The organism is Mesorhizobium sp. M0317, from assembly GCF_040321555.1.
Classification (GTDB): Bacteria; Pseudomonadota; Alphaproteobacteria; order Rhizobiales; family Rhizobiaceae; genus Mesorhizobium.
This window is the reverse complement of the sequence record NZ_JAMYRV010000061.1, coordinates 18,174-35,419: the sequence shown is the minus strand read 5'-3', so window position 1 is coordinate 35,419 and position 17,246 is coordinate 18,174. Positions and strand designations below refer to the sequence as shown.

Annotated in this window: 12 protein-coding genes and 3 pseudogenes; 8 read left to right on the top strand and 7 right to left on the bottom strand. The window is 57.1% G+C overall.

What is annotated here, in order from left to right; genetic code table 11:
* A pseudogene (locus NKI88_RS29370) lies at positions 1-319 on the bottom strand (ABC transporter substrate-binding protein); the annotation flags it as partial.
* A 952-nt stretch (positions 320-1,271) separates the two neighbouring features.
* On the opposite strand from NKI88_RS29370, the gene NKI88_RS29365 reads away from it, so the two are divergent.
* The gene (locus NKI88_RS29365; RefSeq protein ID WP_352658920.1) at positions 1,272-2,927 is read left to right on the top strand and encodes an MFS transporter; all 1,656 of its coding nucleotides are present in this window, start codon (positions 1,272-1,274) and stop codon (positions 2,925-2,927) included.
* 371 nt (positions 2,928-3,298) lie between these two features.
* Positions 3,299-3,645: pseudogene (locus NKI88_RS29360) on the top strand (transposase); the annotation flags it as partial.
* Between the two features lie 214 nt (positions 3,646-3,859).
* On the opposite strand, the gene NKI88_RS29355 reads toward NKI88_RS29360, so the two are convergent.
* Positions 3,860-5,029, bottom strand: a complete 1,170-nt coding sequence (locus NKI88_RS29355) for a M20 aminoacylase family protein (RefSeq protein ID WP_352658918.1) — start codon at positions 5,027-5,029, stop codon at positions 3,860-3,862.
* 308 nt (positions 5,030-5,337) lie between these two features.
* Here NKI88_RS29355 and NKI88_RS29350 point away from each other — a divergent pair, with 308 nt between their 5' ends.
* Positions 5,338-5,460 carry a hypothetical protein gene (locus NKI88_RS29350; RefSeq protein WP_352658916.1) on the top strand — a complete coding sequence of 41 codons (123 nt, stop codon included), beginning with the start codon at positions 5,338-5,340 and terminating at the stop codon, positions 5,458-5,460.
* A gap of 354 nt (positions 5,461-5,814) precedes the next feature.
* Here the strand turns inward: NKI88_RS29350 and NKI88_RS29345 are convergent, their stop codons facing one another.
* The 3 genes and pseudogenes from NKI88_RS29345 to NKI88_RS29335 form a co-directional block, all read right to left on the bottom strand.
* Positions 5,815-6,858, bottom strand: coding sequence for a methylenetetrahydrofolate reductase (locus NKI88_RS29345; RefSeq protein ID WP_352658914.1), 1,044 nt, complete (start codon positions 6,856-6,858; stop codon positions 5,815-5,817).
* Positions 6,855-7,004, bottom strand: a pseudogene (locus NKI88_RS29340) (methylenetetrahydrofolate reductase C-terminal domain-containing protein); the annotation flags it as partial. The pseudogene NKI88_RS29340 and the gene NKI88_RS29345, both read right to left, overlap by 4 nt.
* Positions 7,005-7,408: 404 nt before the next feature.
* Positions 7,409-8,293 carry a LysR substrate-binding domain-containing protein gene (locus NKI88_RS29335; protein WP_352658924.1) on the bottom strand — a complete coding sequence of 295 codons (885 nt, stop codon included), beginning with the start codon at positions 8,291-8,293 and terminating at the stop codon, positions 7,409-7,411.
* A 130-nt stretch (positions 8,294-8,423) separates the two neighbouring features.
* On the opposite strand from NKI88_RS29335, the gene NKI88_RS29330 reads away from it, so the two are divergent.
* The 5 genes from NKI88_RS29330 (at position 8,424) to NKI88_RS29310 (ending at position 13,833) form a co-directional block, all read left to right on the top strand.
* Positions 8,424-9,503 carry a betaine/proline/choline family ABC transporter ATP-binding protein gene (locus NKI88_RS29330; RefSeq protein ID WP_352658912.1) on the top strand — a complete coding sequence of 360 codons (1,080 nt, stop codon included), beginning with the start codon at positions 8,424-8,426 and terminating at the stop codon, positions 9,501-9,503.
* 3 nt (positions 9,504-9,506) lie between these two features.
* Positions 9,507-10,379 carry an ABC transporter permease gene (locus NKI88_RS29325; protein ID WP_352658910.1) on the top strand — a complete coding sequence of 291 codons (873 nt, stop codon included), beginning with the start codon at positions 9,507-9,509 and terminating at the stop codon, positions 10,377-10,379.
* A complete protein-coding gene (locus NKI88_RS29320) occupies positions 10,379-11,305 on the top strand; it encodes an ABC transporter permease (protein WP_352658908.1) in 927 nt (308 codons plus the stop codon). The genes NKI88_RS29325 and NKI88_RS29320 overlap by 1 nt, the downstream gene beginning before the upstream one ends.
* A gap of 28 nt (positions 11,306-11,333) precedes the next feature.
* Positions 11,334-12,302, top strand: a complete 969-nt coding sequence (proX, locus tag NKI88_RS29315) for a glycine betaine/L-proline ABC transporter substrate-binding protein ProX (RefSeq protein ID WP_352658905.1) — start codon at positions 11,334-11,336, stop codon at positions 12,300-12,302.
* A gap of 472 nt (positions 12,303-12,774) precedes the next feature.
* A complete protein-coding gene (locus NKI88_RS29310; protein ID WP_352658901.1) occupies positions 12,775-13,833 on the top strand; it encodes a GlxA family transcriptional regulator in 1,059 nt (352 codons plus the stop codon).
* A 368-nt stretch (positions 13,834-14,201) separates the two neighbouring features.
* Here NKI88_RS29310 and NKI88_RS29305 read toward each other — a convergent pair whose 3' ends face one another.
* Both NKI88_RS29305 and NKI88_RS29300 read right to left on the bottom strand, forming a co-directional pair.
* On the bottom strand, positions 14,202-15,434 hold the full coding sequence (locus NKI88_RS29305; protein ID WP_352658899.1) for a pyridoxal phosphate-dependent aminotransferase: 1,233 nt from the start codon (positions 15,432-15,434) through the stop codon (positions 14,202-14,204).
* 42 nt (positions 15,435-15,476) lie between these two features.
* Positions 15,477-16,901 (bottom strand): FAD-binding oxidoreductase, encoded by a 1,425-nt coding sequence (locus tag NKI88_RS29300; RefSeq protein WP_352658897.1) that lies wholly within the window; start codon positions 16,899-16,901, stop codon positions 15,477-15,479.
* Positions 16,902-17,246: the final 345 nt, after the last annotated feature.

Sequence of the window (17,246 nt, the reverse complement as noted above, 5' to 3'; positions counted from 1 at the left end):
CATGCCAGCTCAGGCCGTCCCGGAGTTCGAACGTGTAAGTCTTCTTGTCCTCGGAAACGCCCCACTTCTCCACCATTTGTGGCTGCGGCACAAACTCGGAGTCAAGTGAGAACAACGTGTCGTAAATTGCCAGGCTATGGTCGGTAGTCATTCCACTCGAATCAACGACCGGGTCAAAGACACTGAGATCGGTCGCCTTCACCATGCGCACCGTCCGCGCGCCGGTTGCCGTCGTCTGCGCTCGCAGGACAGAAGGGATTGATAACACCGTTCCGGCAGCCAGGCCTACCTTCATGAGGTCGCGTCGAGAGATTGTCATGTTTCATTTCCCCTTTTTTGAGTAAATTCGCGTCGAGCAGCGCCTTCTGCTAGACGCACATTCGGAGAAGCGCCGGCGCTTGTTGCACTTACTTTTGGATCAGTTCCTGCGGTTTTCCGATTCTATATCAAATCCTGACACTAAAGCAGAGTGCGGCCGACCCCCTATGCGATCTCGTTTGCCGTTACCTTAATCGCGGACTTCGGCAACGGCATAAAAAGCTTCGATGGGCGACTTTCCGGCGTCACATCGTCGACCAAGACTTGCACCTTTTCCGAGGGTCGCGTCGCAGCCCGGACGGCAAAGGAAGACAGTGCCGCGATAGCGTCAGCGGACGACGTCGCGTGTAAAAAGCGCCGGTTGTCTAAGAAGATCGCTCATCTCTCCTCCTGTACTAGGTTTACGCGACCGTTTCTTGTTCCGCCATTTATTCAATGGACGATGTGTCGTTGGGCCGCTTCCGTCAAATGCAGTTTCTGTATTGCCCCCATCTAGTGGCGAGATGGGGGCTTGAAGCCATTATGCTTTCCGACGAGACCCCGTCACTCGAAAAGGTGCCGCTTCCCGTTTCGACGCTGTGCTTCCAGGTGTACCTTGTTCCCATGGTGCTATGATCCGGGGTGCCATCTAGAGCCGATTGCGCATGTGTTCTGCGAGCCATCTGCAATCGGCTCCAGGAAGATCGGTCGCTGCAAATCGGCCGCATCTTGTAGAGCCGCTTAGCGATATCTGGTCCATCTCGCTGCTAGATGATAGAAATATACAAACTGATCTTGACGCAAGCTGCCCGATAATGATCCTCGACTGAACGAATTTGCGATGCCGGTTTCGAACTCTGGCAAGTGCGTATTCTTCCTGAATCAAGCCGCTATGCTCGCCCCAAGGTGGATGCTTTGAACTCCACGCATGTGGTCAACGGGACTCGTAGGCAGAAGGTAAAAGTTTCGAGAAAATGAGCAGCGTGGCGGGCGCAAATGAGGATCCAGCTTCGCAAGCCACGTTTGCGCCGCTCAGGAATCCAACCTTTCGTTCGATCTGGCTGGCCACGCAGATTTCGAGTCTCGGCTGGTTGATGCAGACTGTGGCCATTAGCTGGCTGATGGCCACGATCTCAACTTCTGATCTGATGGTCGCCTTGGTGCCGGCTTCATCGACGTTGCCCGCGTTCATTTTGTCTATCTTCGCCGGGGCCATGGCCGACAACTTCAGCCGTCGCCGGGTCATGTTCGCCGGTCGGTGCCTAATGGCGACAGCCTCTGCGATGCTGACCGCTCTTGTGGCGCTCGGCTTTGTCGATCCGTGGATGATACTCGGCTTCAGCTTCTTGATCGCGTGCGGCGGCGCTCTCAACGATCCCGCCTGGCAAGCCTCCGTTGGCGATATCGTGGACCGACGTGATGTTCCCGCTGCCGTCACCCTCCTCTCCGTTGGCTTCAACACCGTACGGACCGTGGGCCCAGCACTCGGCGGCATTGTGGTTGCCTCTTTTGGCCTTCTGGCGGCTTTCACCGTCACCACGCTCAGCTATCTGGTCCCTTTGGTCACCATATGGCGCTGCAAATGGAAGGTTCGCTCTTCGCATCTTCCGCGCGAGTCGATGAGGACAGCAATCTATGACGGGCTGCGCTTCACGGCGATGTCATCCGAAATCAAGGCGGCGACCGCCCGCGGAACACTCTTTGGTCTGGCAAGCATCGCCATATTCGCGCTACTGCCCATTGTCGTTCGCGATCAACTGGGAGGAGGACCGCTCGCCTATGGCACGCTCATGGCCGGCTTCGGGACAGGCGCCGTGTTAGCTGGCTTCTCCAATGGTCTGTTCAGACGTAGCTTGTCACAAGAACAGCTGATGAGGCTCGCCTGCGTCGCCTGCGCCGCGTGCTCCCTTTCCCTTGCACTGACCTCTTCGATTGCGATGGCGGCATTTGCGCTCGCCTTGGGCGGCGCGGGTTGGGTCACGGCCTGGTCCGGGATTGGCGTGAACGTACAGCTGGCGAGCCCGCGCTGGGTCGTGGGGCGCACGATTTCGATCTACTATGCATTGATATATGGCGGTATCGCGACCGGCAGTTGGGTATGGGGCACGGTCGCGCAAAACCATTCCCTGGCCTGGGCGCTGGAGGGCTCCGCCGGGGCCTTGCTGCTGGTCGCTGCGGCCGGCATCCTGTTCCCTCTTCGCGAGCGCCTCGAGTCTGAACCCGATCCTTTGGAGGAGTTCAACGCCCCAGTCGTCGCTCTCAATCTGAAGGCGAGGAGCGGTCCGATCGTCGTCAAGATCGAATATCTGATAGCCGAGAGAAATCTAGAGGCCTTCCTAGACCTCATGCGGCAGCGGCGTCATGTATACAGCCGCGTCGGTGCTCGGCACTGGACGCTCCAGCGCAATCTTCAGAAGCCTGTGCAGTGGATAGAGACATTCCGCACGCCGACCTGGACGGACTATCTTCGCCTGAACCATCGTCTCACGACAGTAGACAAGGAACTGGATGAAAGGATATTCCACTTGCAGGAAGGAGGGCTGGGATTTCAAATCACGCTGTGGATCGAGCGACCGACAAGGCCTGCTCGCGACGTTGAGCAATCGACGTCCTATTTCCCAGGCCATTGATCAATGCGCGATGGCGAGTACGCGTGCTGAGCGGATGGAACGCAGAGTTGCTGTTGATCCAGCAAAGTCACATTTCACATCGGTTGCTGGCGGACATCTAGCAACAACGATTAGGAGAGGCCAGGGCGGTCAAATCGTCATGAATCCCTTGTGAGCGCGTTGCATAAAGTGAATCGGCGGCAGCGATATTGCCAGTCCCATGTGCGATGAGATTGAACACTATTGGGCTGCTGCTGATACTCAATCTCAGGCCGGCCGACATCTCTGACAGCGTGAACCCCGTCGCCGTGGGGCAGCCTTTTGAAACGTAGTATCAGCCATTGAACCAATTGCCAAAAGGACTCTGAATAAAGGGGGTCTGAAGATCCGGCATTGGCCGTTGCCGCCGCGGCCCGAGCACCAAGATCCATATGGCCGTCAGAGGTCTCGCCTGCCCGGTGCGCTCCATCCTAACCGCCGGCCACAGTGGGATTGCCCGCAGGCTTGTGCCCTGATCGACAGCTTGCCCGCCAAAGTCGTGGACGACGCCGATCGGCTGCGCCAGGTGATCGCAGACAAAGACGCCGTGCCTATGATCGCAAACAACCCCTCGCGGGCTCAAAAATACCCTATCGACAAGCACCTCTACGCCCAGCGCCACCTGATCGAATGTTGCTTCTCAGAGCTCAAACAGTTCCGACAGGTCGCAACTCGCTTCGAGAAAACACCCAGGAACTAACTCGCTGTCGTTACCCTCGCAGCTACCATCCTATGGATCAGATAACTGTCCACAACTCCTAGGGGTGCACTCCAGGTTTGGATGACTGTGTTTGCCCCTCCTAGCGCACGCTAACCCGGACTCCGCAATAGCCAATGTCGAAATGAAGCCCCTCGATCATAAAGGATCCAACCACGTCCGACCCCGCCTCACAAACTTCAAGCCCAGCGAAACTTCAGACAGGCAAAATTGTCTCGACCAGCTTCACCCAGTAGCCGATGCCGTAAGGCAAGGCTTCGTCGTTGAAGTCATATGCAGGATGGTGCGTGGGAACAGTTGGTCCATTGCCAATGAAAATGTAGGCTCCCGGCCGCGCCTCGGACATAAAGGCGAAGTCTTCGGCTCCCACAGTCACTTTCATGTTGTCGTCCACAGAGTCGTGCCCCACGAGGCTTCGGGCCGCCGTGATAGCCAGTTCGGTCTCTACGGGGGAATTAAAGGTAACGGGACAGGACCGCAGGTATCTGAACTCTACATCAGCACCGAAAGCACGCGCAATGCCTCGTGCGACGGCCAACATCTCTCGTTCGGCAAAGTCCCGTAGGCCGGATGCGAGCGTCCTGACGGTTCCGGAAAGTTCAACCTGTTCAGGAATTTGGTTGTAGGCCTGTGCTCCATTCAACTTGGTGACGGAGATCACGAGCGCATCCAACGGGTCGGTCTTGCGCGACACCAGAGTCTGCAGACCAAGGATGATTTGAGCTCCAATGACAACGGGATCGACGGTCCGATGGGGGGTAGACGCATGACCGCCGGCGCCCTTGACGATGATGTCGAAGTCATCCTGCGAGCCCATGGTGGCACCATGGCGAATGCCGAACGCACCGATGTCTATGCCCGGTCTGGTATGCATCCCAAAGACCTGGGATATGCCAAAACGGTCCAGGATTCCTTCCTGGACCATTCTGAAGCCGCCGGTCGGGAATTCCAGCTCTTCTGCCGGCTGGAAGATCAAGGCGACGCAGCCCTTGAAATTGCGCGTGGACGCCAGGTGTTTCGCAGCGCCCAACAACATGGCCGTATGACCGTCATGGCCGCATCCATGCATTAGGCCCGGGTTTTTCGAGGACCAGGGCTTATTTGATGCCTCAATGACTGGCAGGGCATCCATGTCAGCCCTCAGCCCGATCGTCGGCCCGTCGCCGCCCTCGCCCTGAATCAGCGCGACGATGCCGGTCTCAGCTATCCCCGTTTCAATATGATTGATGCCGAAAGATGCCAGCTTTTCAGCCACGAACTTGGCTGTGTTGTGTTCCTGAAAGCCGAGCTCAGGGTTTTCATGCAGGTAGCGCCGCCACTCGGTTACCTCGCGTTGCAAATCCCGGAAAGTTTCAACACCTTGCATCTGAAGATTCTACCTCGCGTCATATTGGCGTCAGGCCATTTGGCCACGTAAGCCGAGACTGAATCGAGTTTCAGTCGCCGGACGTGCTTACGTCAAATTCAGATTGCATATTCAGGACATCTGGTTTTGAGATGAACCACGCTCGGCGTAGGGCCGTAATTCCGTCCGGCCAAAGAATCAGAGGAACCGTATCTGCTGTGGCTCGGTCACAAATGCCCAAACCGCGCGATCTGAGAGCTCATCAGTTGACTTGAGAATCTCAGCCCGATCATACTCGTGACTTGACTGCGTCCTACGTGGACACGCGCATGAAGCAAGCGGTGCTGGCCGATCCGAAATGCTCGACACGACTGATGCTGGAGGATTATCGTTGTCGATCGGCGGATCGATTTCGAGCCAAACCTGGCGGCATGGCGATCTGGAATCTGTGACTGACGAAAGACGGGGCAACCCGCCTAACGCCCGCGGCATGCAAGGAGATCCGGCCTAGTTATCAAGACCTCCCCTTCTGAACCCGTGTTCGCGTCAGCAGACAGCATTCAGTGTCGATTCGAGTTTCTGGCCGAGCAACCTTTCCAGCCGCCGGAGATTCGTTCCGCACTGGCAGTAACCGGTTCCCGATCCCCGGCATCGATCCCAAGTAGCCACGCTATCCGACCTCCGCCGAAGGAATTCCCGACCGAAGAGCCTGCATTACGGCCGAGCAAATCCTGATGTGTTGCGCGACAAGCGTTGATGTACTCCAAATGGTCTTCAGGTTGGCCAAAATCGCAGCTTCGGGCCGATTAGGCCTGCATCAGGTGGTCGAGACGGTCGGCGACCATCTGGTCGTCGCGGCGGATTTCGCGCTTCCACGGCTGGCGGCCCTTGAGCACGCCCGATTCATCGACGATCTCGGCGACGTATTCTTCCTGGCGATAGGCCATCACATGGACGCCGGAAACGCCGGAAATTTCCTTCACCTCATTGATGATGTCGATGCAGAGCTGCTTGCCTTCCTTCTTCTGGTCCTGCGAGCCTTCCAGCCGCTTGATGACCGAATCGGGGATATGGATGCCCGGGACGTTGGAGCGGATCCATTTGGCGGTCTTGGCCGAGGCCAAAGGTCCGACGCCGCACAGGATGAAGCATTTTTCGGTGAAGCCGAGGTCGCGCACCTTCTGCATATAGGCGCGGAACATCGGCACGTCGAAGCAGTACTGGCTCTGCACGAACTGCGCGCCGGAAGCGATCTTCTTGCCCAGCCGATAGGGGCGGAAATCATAGGGCGGCGCAAACGGATTAATCGCGGCGCCAAGGAAGATCTGCGGCGGTGTGGTCAGCTTGCGACCGGAAAGGAACTTGCCGTTGTCGCGCATGATGCGGATGGTTTCCAGGAGCGACATGCAGTCGAGGTCGAAAACCGGCTTTGCTCCCGGCTGGTCGCCGGCCTGTACGCCGTCGCCGGTCAGGCAGAGGATGTTGGCGACGCCCATGGCCGCGCCGCCGAGCACGTCACCCTGAATGGCGATGCGGTTCTTGTCGCGGCAGGCGATCTGCATGATCGGCGCGTAACCCATGCGGGTCAGCAGCGCGCAGATGCCGACCGAAGACATGTGGCAATTGGCGCCGGAGGCATCCACGGCGTTGATCGCGTCGACCCAGCCGTCGAAAACCTTGGCGCGGTTGTAGACATCTTCGGGATCGGCGCTGTCGGGCGGGTTGAGTTCCGTCGTCACCGCGAATTCGCCGTTCCGCAGCACCCGCTCTAGCCTGCCGCGCGAGGAGTGGCCGGGAAGGGGGTCGAACTGCAGGTCGATGACGGCGTGGCTTTCGTCGCGGTGTCTCATTTCGCTGGTTCCTTATCTGCCTTTTCCTTGACCGCGGCGGCTTGCGCGGTGACGCGCAACCAGGCCGATATCTCGCGCAGCGACTGGTCGACCGGCTTCTTCATGACTGTCATTGCGTCGCCGTGGACCATGTTGCGGGAGCCCTTTCGCCACCCCGCATGGCGCACATGTCGATCCGCCTCGGTGAAGCGCAGCGGCAGGCTGACGCTTGGCGCTCTGGCGCCCCTTGCTGACGAACGCCTGCGGGCGGAGGTCGCGCCAGGTAGACCACGATCAGATCGGGCATTGGCGTCTCGCATCTCGTTTCGGGTTACGCACGGCGGTAGGAAGGTGAATGACCGGACCCCGCAGTCGAGCTTCTCGCGACAGGTGGCGCCGCCGCATCGCGACGTACAATGTTTGGTTTCGAGCGCTTCTTGCACGGCAATGCGAGCCCCAATGAGTCCTCATATTGCGGATCGGATCAGACCAAACAACCTAGATAAGAATTGCGCTGCTGCGTAACTTGGAATTACGCACCAACTTTAATTTCCCAAAACCTCAGGCGAGGTCATAGGGTGCTTGCGACCGCAGGCGTAAGCTCGCTGAGGAGCCAATCTCTGAACTCCCTGACAGCTTGAGAAGGAGTGGCACCATGCGGCTGGCACAAGAAATACATACCCTGCTGGATACGCGGCGCTTCGAGAGCCGGGACTAGAACCCCGCCAGCAAGAAACTGCTCCATCAGCGGGGGACCGAGCAGACCCACGCCCTGCCCGTCCAGCACCGCCTGCACAAAATTTACAAAGGAGTCATATGTGCTCATTCCCGTAGGGGGGGGCTCCAACATTCCAACTTGATGGAAATATGTGGTCCAAGACGAAGTGGAATCGACCGCAGCCTCGAATTCTAGAAGCGGAACACGGCACAGATCCACTAGGGACTTGAACGGCCCGTGGGTTGCAAGAAAGGTTCTACTGCAAAGCGGACTTACCCAATTCGGCAGCAACTCCGTGTTCACCGTTCCGGGCCACGACCCCGATCCGTAACGTATCGCGATATCCACGTCCGATGCTGCCAAGTTGATGATTTCTTGGCTGGCAAGTAGACGAAAATGCACATCAGGCTTTATACGCTTGTACTTTCCAATAATCGGCATCAGCCAGTAGGTAGAGACACCTGCGGTCGTAGATATGCTGATGAAGTTTTCCGTGTTGGCGTTCGTCAGTGTATCAATTTCATCGAAGATGGATCGAAAGGCACCGGAAATTACGCGGGAAAGCCGCTTTCCGGATCGCGTCAGTTCCACATGGCTTTGCCCGCGCACAAAGAGCGCTAAGCCCAGTTGGAGCTCGAGCTGCCTTACCTGCCGGGACACTGCGACACGGCTCACATTCAACTCTTTGGCCGCAGCCGTTAAACTGCTGCTTCGCGCCGCAGCCTCAAAGGCGAGCAGCGCTCTTGGTGAAGGGAAATATCTCAGCTTGCGAGCCAGGTCCTGTCTCCGAAAACGTCAATCTGGCGTCTAGCGTAACACCTGATTACGCGCGGTGCTACTTTATTTGTGTTTGAAACGGGGGCACGGCGTGCAAGCGTTGATAGCCATGAGCCAGGGGGAATTTTTGATTACGCACACACCGAGCAGGAAAATCATTGAGTGCCGAAACCTGTGGAAGATTTTTGGCAAGCGCCCCGCCGAGGCTCTGAAGGCTGCGCAGGCGGCAAACGTTTGCAAGCACGAAGCTCTCGAAAGGTTTGGCTGCGTGATCGGAGTCGCTGACGCGAGCTTTACGGTACGGGAACAAGAGGTTTTCTGCATAATGGGACTTTCCGGTTCGGGCAAGTCCACAATCGTCCGTCACATCAACCGGCTGATTGAACCAACCGCTGGGCTCGTCATCGTGTCCGGGCAGGACGTGATGTCCCTCACGGATAGGGCGTTGCGAGAACTGCGCGCCCGCAAAATCGGTATGGTGTTCCAGCACGTTGCTCTCTGGCCACACAAATCGATCGCGCACAACGTATCCTTCCCCATGGAAATACAAGGAAAAGACATGGCAACTGCGGCGAGCGCAGCGGAAGAGGCTCTTTCGCGCGTTGGGCTGTCAGGCTGGGGACAACGCTATCCCGATGAACTTTCGGGAGGCATGCAGCAGCGCGTGGGCCTGGCACGAGCCATGGCGGCTGATCCCGAAATCCTTCTTATGGACGAACCTTTTAGCGCGCTCGATCCGCTTATCCGCCGCGACCTGCAGAACGAATTTCTGCGCCTGTCTCGGGAAACCCTGAAGACCACCGTCTTTATAACACACGATTTGGAAGAAGCCATGCGCATCGGCAACCGCATTGCGGTTATGAAAGACGGCCGCATCGAGCAGATTGGCACCCCCGAGGACATCGTGCTGCGCCCGGAGACCGATTATGTTGCACGTTTCGTGAGTTCAATTTCCACGCTGAAGTTCCTTTCGGCGCTGGAGATCTTGCAACAAGGCGAAGTAGCTGGCGACCTGCCCATACGCGGTCCGCGGACTCCTCTGCCCGAACTGCTGGCGGTGCTGACAGCGGGCGCTTCCCACGTAGTAATCCAGGATGGAGACGAGGTGCTTGGCCGGGTAGGCGCGGCGGAAGTGATTTCCGCGCTTCAAACGGATCTGAAGCGAGGCTGAGTCGTGGATATATTGCTCAACCCCTTCCATCATTTCACGATACCCTTGGGGTATTGGGCAGCGAATTTCATCGGTCTGGTGGTGGACAAGAGTCGCGACACTCTAATCGCTGCAAAGTTCCCAATACATGTCTTCCTCGAAGCAATTCGCGACCTTTTGTTAACAGTGCCGCCAAGCATTGGCATATTTGTTGTTACCGCCGCAGGTTATCTGCTCGGCGGGGTGAGGCTCGCTGCTTTGGGATTCTTCTGCCTGGTGGGGGTGGGGTTGATCGGGATGTGGAGCGATGCGATGACTACGTTGGCTATCGTACTCGTGGCCGTAGTGATTTCCGTCATCATCGGCTTGCCACTCGGCATTCTCGCTGCCCGCAGTGACACTCTGTATCAGCTTATGCGTCCAATTCTGGATCTCATGCAGGCAACTCCTTCTTTCGTCTACTTAGTGCCCGTAGTGATGCTATTCGGCATAGGTGACGCGCCTGGCGTGATCGTAACATGTTTTTTTGCCATCGCGCCGCTTATCAGACTTACCAACCTCGGCATACGGCAAGTACGAGCAGACCTGGTGGAGGCCGCGCGGGCGTTCGGCGCAAGCGAACTGCGAGTGCTCTTTGATATGCAACTGCCACTCGCGCGGCCCACCATTCTAGCGGGCCTTAACCAGACCGTCCTGTCGTCATTGTCCATGGCGGTGGTAGCCTCGATGATCTCGGTAGCGGGGCTCGGGCGGGTAGTTCTCGAAGGAATAGGACGGCTCGATTTCGGCAGAGCGACCGTCGGTGGATTGGGCATCGTACTGACTGCGATACTGGTGGATAGATATGTACAGGGGCTGGGCGGGGTGCGTCCCCGGCTCGTGCGGGGGAGCGCTTGATGGACACGTCGGCTCTCATGGACCCTTTTGCGTCAGTTCACCTGCCGCTCGCTGATATGGCCAATGACTTCATGCGTTGGTTCACGTCGAACTTCCGAGGAGTTTTCCAGGTAGCTAAGGCACCTGTCGCGTGGGGGCTCGGGCTGACGGAGCATGGATTGCGCAGGGCGCCCCAGACACTCGTAATCGTAAGCCTTGCCCTGTTTGCATGGCAGGTTGTGAGTCTTCGGGTGGCTGCCATAAGTGTTTGCGCGATGACCACGATTGGGCTCATCGGGGTCTGGGATGAGGCAATGACAACGCTCGCGGTGGTTATGACTGCCGTGGTTCTGGTCACCATCGTTGGACTACCGCTAGGGATACTCTGTTCGCGTTCAGAAAGACTATGGACCGTCGTCCGGCCAAGCCTCGATTTCATGCAGACGATCCCTTCCTTCACCTATCTCGTTCCGGTGATCTTCCTGTTTGGCATCGGCAATGTGTCCGGCGTCATAGTCACCGCTTTTTACAGCATGCCACCGCTCGTTCGGCTAACGAACTTGGGCTTGCGGGAAGTCGACCCTCAGCTTGTCGAAGCTGCAGACGCCTTCGGTGTTCGGCCAAGGAAGCGACTTTGGTCCATTGATCTGCCACTTGCCCGGCCCACGATCATGGCCGGGATAAATCAAACAGTGATGCTTTCGCTAGCGATGAGCGTGGTGGCTTCGATGATCTCGGTCGCGGGTCTCGGGCAAGTGGTACTGACTGGAATAAGTCAGCTTGATCTCGGCCGCGCCATCGTCGGCGGTCTCGGCATCGTATTGATGGCGATCACGGTCGATCGGATCACGCAGGGCTTCGGCTACACGCGCCGCGATCGTGGGAACAAGGACCTTTGGGAACAGGGTCCGATTGGATGGCTCCGCGGAGTGCGGAGTCAGAACTGAGCGAAACATTCAAAAAGGAGGAAGCACAATGCGCTTAAAACTGCTCTTGACGATGGCAGCTATGATTCTTGCCACGCCTGCGGTTCAAGCCGAGACTGTCCGGCCGATCGGCTCCGGGCAACAGGGCCATCAAATCATCTATGATGTGATCGAGGCGGGCCTAGCCGAACTCGGTTATGAGAGCGCCCAAATGCTGACGGGAACCTATCCGACCATCCATCTGGCCGTCGCTCAAGGCGATGCAGACTATAGTGCGGTTTTCTGGAGACCTCTTACAGATCAATTCTTCGTGCAGGCGGGCGGCGACGACAAATTGCTTGCCGCAGGACCATTGTACACCGGGGCCATGCAAGGGTATTTCATCGACAAAGCCACGGCCGATGCACATGGCATTACCTCGCTGGATCAGATGAAAGATCCTGCGATCGCGGCCTTGTTCGACACCGACGGCGACGGGAAGGCCAATCTTATCGGATGCAATCCTGGTTGGGGCTGCGAGAAAGTCATCGAACACCAGTTGGATGCTTATGGCCTTCGCGACCATATCAATCATGACAAGGGTGAGTACTTCGCGCTGATAGCCAACGCCATAGAAAACTATAAGGCTGGTAAGCCGATCTTCTTCACTGCCTGGGAACCCGAATGGACAAATGCAGTACTGGTTCCAGGCAAGGACGTAGTATTTCTCAACGTCCCCTTCTCATCCCTTCCCGGCGTAGAGAATGCTAATACTAAGTGGAAGGATGGGCGCGACCCGGGCTTCGCGTACAACGACAACTACATTCTCGTCAACAAACAGTTCGCCAAAGCCAACCCCAAGGCTTGGTCCTTCCTCAATGGTTTGCGCATGCCGATAGCGGACCTGGACGAAGCGGCGTATCGTATAAACTCCGGGGAGAATAGTGCAGAGCAGATCAAAGCTTTGGCCAAAGAGTGGATCACCAAACACCAGGCGGAATGGGACGACCTGATAGCAAAGGCGAAGTCGGCGAGCTGATAGGAAGGCTCCTGCGGTTTAGTATGAGGTCTCCGATTTTCCTTTTTTCAAGTCGGGGACCGCATGCTGAAGTTTGAGCGGCGGCAGGTTCAGAGCTTGGCGCATTCACGAACTGATTGCGATAAGGGGTGGCGGCCCTTAGCACACTAGAGCCGGCGCGGCCGCTCCCGAGTCTGCGAAACTCTTTCGAGCTATGAACGGCATCGTCACGGCAAATCCGACGGTCATTGTCCGGGGGACCTAATCACTAATGCGTTTAATTTCCACTTGGGCGGGCGAGAACTGCGTGCGAGGCGCCTAATATGAAGATCACTGACACGGCGGCGTTGACGTCCTGGTCATCGCAGCGATGGGGATATGCCATTCGCAGCAAGGTGGGGAACATCGAAGCCCATTTCATGGTAGAAGCCGTTAAAGGCCCGTTCACGTTCGGGGCCCGTATGTCCGGCTCTTCGCACAATTACGGACCCTGATGAACGCGCCCTTCAGCCCTAATGCGATGACGGCCTTTGCCCACCCCGATGACCCTGCAGAGGCAGGGCAGCTGTTACATATTGCTGTTTTGGCGCTGCCGGGCTTTTCGCATCTTGCACTTCACGCCTACATCGAACCGTTGCGGATCGCGAATGCCTTGGCGAAGGAGCCACTTTTTCGATGGCAGGTTGTTGGAATGGACAGTCAGGCTGTCATCGGCGCAAATGGGCTGTCGATCTCGGTCGACGCGACCATTGAGGCGCTGAATGCCCTCGGCTCCGAAAGGGCAGGACCAAATCAGCTTGTGATCGTGGCTGGCGAGCCTGTCGAGAGGCAGTCCACACCGGACCTAAACGGATTTCTGCGAACCATCGCCAGGCGTGGCGTTGCCATATCCGCTATCGGCACAGCAACGTGGCTGCTGGCCCAAGCGGGGCTGCTGGCGGACAGTCGCTGCACGATTCACTGGTCGAGGCTCGCCGCGTTCTCCGAAGTGTTCCGCAAGCCGCGTATTCGCGACTCCCTGTTCGTGAAGGATGGCCAGTATTCAACCTGTGCTGGGGAGTTGGCGGCATTCGATCTCGCTGTGGACCTTGTCGCCACCCATGCAGGAGCCTTCATCGCACAGGAAGTCTGCAGGCACGCAACAGTGGCAGGGCAGCGCTCGGGTTCGAACCGTCAGACAGGCCCCTCGGGCATTGCGTTCACTGGCGTGAGCGAAAGCCTCATCGCCGCAATCAGGATCATGGAGGAGAATATAGAGTTTCCAATCTCGATGATCGAACTCTCGGGGCGCGTCGGCGTTTCAAGACGCCAGCTCGAACGACTGTTTGCGACATGCCTGGGTGTCCCGCCCGCCAAGCACTATCTCAAGCTTAGGATCGATCACGCAAGGCGGTTAATTGAAGGCACGCGGCTGCCTATGGTCGATATAGCGTTTGCGAGCGGCTTCGTGTCGGCATCGCACTTCTCGAAATGCTTTAGAGCAATTCACCGGATTTCCCCACAGCAACTTCGATTGACTGTGCCAGCCTGGGTGGGTCGAGGCATTGGCTGATGCGTCAGCCCCGGTTTGCTGCTGTCGACTGGAGTATTGAAAAAAACTGTCCCGAGGCGAAATTCGGCCGATCGATACTGCCCGGCTTCAAAACATTTGTCGGGCCTCGCTCGAACGAGTAGGCACGCAAAGGCGCATCCGACGCCTCTGTCCAGTCGCCGCGCGGCAGCGAAGTTCGCGCGGCGCGCCCTGCCGGTGTTCCTCCCCGCCGGCAGGGTTCTTTCTTCAAAGCACTGGATGGGGGAACTGAGCGCTTAGTGCACCGTCATCTCGATCAGCGGTGACCCTGCCCTGCGTGCCAATGCTGCGCGCCCGTAGCGGCTCGTACGTATCCCAGTGACGCCAGACCGGGGGGATACGCTCGAACCTCATACGAGGGCGGCGCAACCTTCTCGAATGCGGGCCATGCCCAAACGCAATTCGGCTTCAGAACTGGCGAAGGAAATGCGAAAGAAGCCTGGGGTCCCGAACGCCGATCCGGGGACAATTGAGACACCGCAGTCGTGCAGAAGATACTGGCAAAGGTGTTCGTCGTCGCTCAACGTCTCACCTCTTGGTGTCAACTTTCCGAACAACGCCCGCCAATCGACGAACGCGTAGAAGGTTCCGTCGGGCTCGGTCACTTTCAGATCCGGGCAATGCGACAGCTCAGTTATCACAAGATCGCGCCGGGCCCGGTATTCACCCAAGTAGCGCCGCACCGAGTCCTGCGGCCCCCGCAAGGCCTCGGCGGCAGCCGCTTGCGCAATTGAACACGCGCAAGAGGTGGACTGGCTCAGAACCGCCTTAATCACCTTCATGAGGGGCGCCGGTCCGCCTGCATAACCGATGCGCCATCCGGTCATCGCATATGCCTTCGAGACACCGTTGATTGTGAGGATGCGGCCTTGCAAATCCGGGCGGAGCTGAGCTGGAGTGAGGAACGGCTCATCCTGGAAGATGATGTGTTCGTACATGTCGTCGACCATAAGCCAAACATGCGGATTTCGCTCGATCACCTCTAGGATCGGTTCATAATCCGACCTCCGATAGATCGCTCCGGATGGGTTGGACGGGGAATTGATGAGCAGCCAGCGGGTATTCGGAGTGATCGCCCGCTCGAGGTCCTCGGCCCGCAGTTTGAAGCCGTCCTGCGCGTGCGTCGGCAGAACCACAGCCCGCGCGCCCATCATTTCGACGATGTCGCTGTAGCTCACCCAGTAAGGTGCCGGAAGAATAACTTCGTCACCTGGATTGAGAGTCGCGAAGAAGGCGCTGAACAGCACCATTTTCGCGCCCGAGGTAACGACGATCTGGTCGTCTTCGAAGTAAATGCCGTTCTCTCTCGCGAATTTCTCCTGCACGGCAGATTTGACCGCGGGAGTGCCGTCGAGCGCGGTGTAATGCGTATCTCCAGCTCGCATTGCGCGAATAGCGGCTTCGACAATGTTGCCCGGCGTCGCGAAATCGGGCTCACCCAAGTGCATGCTCGCGATCTGCCGCCCTTGGCGTTTCAGCTCGGCAGTGGCAGCGGTCATTCGCGTAATTGCCGATGGGCCTACTTTCGAAAGCGCCGGGGACGGGCGGAAGACCGAGGCCACAGAATTTGTTGCGTCAGCCATATTGATCTGTGCTCCAGCTATAAGATTTGTAATATCGGCGCACTACCACAGTACCGGGACACCCAATGGGCTCGGTGACGTCGAATTTTTTAACGCAGCAGATAACCTCTTTGAGGTTTCGTCTGTAAATCGATCATAATATACTTGGTTTTTTCGACCGATATTATGCTCTGCGCTGAAGCTTCCGCCATACTCGTTTACGACAATGTTATAGACCAGCGATCGTATTCGTCCCTCATAGTCGGGGTCGGCCGCATTGGCGCTATCACGGTCGACGACCAAATTGAAATGAACGCCCCCATCACCAATATGGCCGAACTCGCAAATTCGAACGTCCGGGAAGGCCGCTGGAACATCGGTCCTCATTCGTTTCAGGAAACGCATGACGTCGCCACGTTTGAACGCGATATCAAGCGCCACCAGCTTGCCAGCAGCTTTCACCCCTTCGGAAATCGCATGCCTCAAAGCCCAAAGCTCGTCCGATGGGCCGACGAGAACGTCCTCAAGTAACTCATCATTGCTATCCCAGATCTCGGACAGCATAGTCTGTAGCTGTTCGTCTATGAGAATCTCGCTTTGTTGAGCTTCCCAACTTCGAGAGATCTCGACTAAAATTGCGTATTCGGGGTACTCGCGTTGGGGAAATGGGTTCTTGAGCCGCGGTACGTGAGCCAATGCAGCTGCAATAGCATTCCCCGACATGCCCTCAAAGGCCGAGAGGCTGGGGCCGGCCCGCCTTTCAACTAGATCTAGCAGAGGAAGGACGGCGTCGAGACTTTTCGGCACTAATAGTGCTGTTGCTACTTGCTGAGGCACGGGCTCCAGATTGAGCACACATTCCGCGACGATGCCAAAAACACCACAAGTACCGATAAAAAGCTGCTTCCAATCGACCCCAACATTGCTTTTGCGAAGAGATGACCCAAGCTTCACGACGGATCCCTGCTCGTCCGCGAAAACGACTGTGAGGCCCAGAGTGTTTCGCCGAACGTCTCCGTAACGGATGAAGCGCGCACCACCCGTGTTAGTCGCGATCATGCCTCCGACTAAGGGGTCGGCACCAAGATCAATCGGGAAGAAAAGGCCATGTTGTTCCGACCGAGCATTTAGCTCGGATAGCCGATAGCCTGCATCCAGATGAACCGACCGGTTTTCCGCATCAATCTCCAAGCGATTGCGGAGACGCTCCAGGCTAATAACTGCTTGGGTTCCGCTTGGGTCGGGCGTTGACCCGGCTACAACCCCCGTGTTTGCTGATTGCGGAATGATGGGGATCGAGTTTCGAACGCAAAAGCTAACGGCAGCAGATAGTTCCGATACCGTCGCAGGCCGAAGCACGAATGCGGCTTTTCCCACATCGAACCGGGCGCCGGACTCATAGGGCAAGCAATCGTTCCCGTTAAGAACGCTGTCATTGCCCAAAAGATGCCTTAGCTGTTCAATTTGATCTTTGTTTGTCTTCCCCATTTTTGGCGCCTTATTGCTTCCGATGCCGTGTACATTGATACATGAGCGAAACTTGGTCTGTTAAACAAGCCAACGACTTTAACTCTTATTCAACTTATCAGCTGTTGTGAGGCAGATTTTGATAGACCGGCATCCCGGGGACATCGGCTTTGTATATCCCGGTAGCGTCGAGACTAATTCGCCCGTCGCGCTCATAGACTCGGTCGCAGATCTCACACGCCCTAAAGTTTATGTGACTTAAGTACCTGCTCCCAAAGCGTCTTGCTGCGCGCCAGGCTCTCAATCCACTTTCAAGGAAAACGTCAAACGCCTTGGCATTGCAGTCAAACATCGCAGGGCACATGT

Bases quoted from the DNA above. Each gene is read 5' to 3' on its own strand.
- NKI88_RS29365 (WP_352658920.1), top strand. From the start codon at position 1,272: ATGAGCAGCGTGGCGGGCGCAAATGAGGATCCAGCTTCGCAAGCCACG.
- NKI88_RS29355 (WP_352658918.1), bottom strand. From the start codon at position 5,029: ATGCAAGGTGTTGAAACTTTCCGGGATTTGCAACGCGAGGTAACCGAG.
- NKI88_RS29350 (WP_352658916.1), top strand. From the start codon at position 5,338: ATGAAGCAAGCGGTGCTGGCCGATCCGAAATGCTCGACACGACTGATG.
- NKI88_RS29345 (WP_352658914.1), bottom strand. From the start codon at position 6,858: ATGAGACACCGCGACGAAAGCCACGCCGTCATCGACCTGCAGTTCGAC.
- NKI88_RS29320 (WP_352658908.1), top strand. From the start codon at position 10,379: ATGGACACGTCGGCTCTCATGGACCCTTTTGCGTCAGTTCACCTGCCG.
- proX (WP_352658905.1), top strand. From the start codon at position 11,334: ATGCGCTTAAAACTGCTCTTGACGATGGCAGCTATGATTCTTGCCACG.
- NKI88_RS29310 (WP_352658901.1), top strand. From the start codon at position 12,775: ATGAACGCGCCCTTCAGCCCTAATGCGATGACGGCCTTTGCCCACCCC.
- NKI88_RS29305 (WP_352658899.1), bottom strand. From the start codon at position 15,434: ATGGCTGACGCAACAAATTCTGTGGCCTCGGTCTTCCGCCCGTCCCCG.
- NKI88_RS29300 (WP_352658897.1), bottom strand. From the start codon at position 16,901: ATGGGGAAGACAAACAAAGATCAAATTGAACAGCTAAGGCATCTTTTG.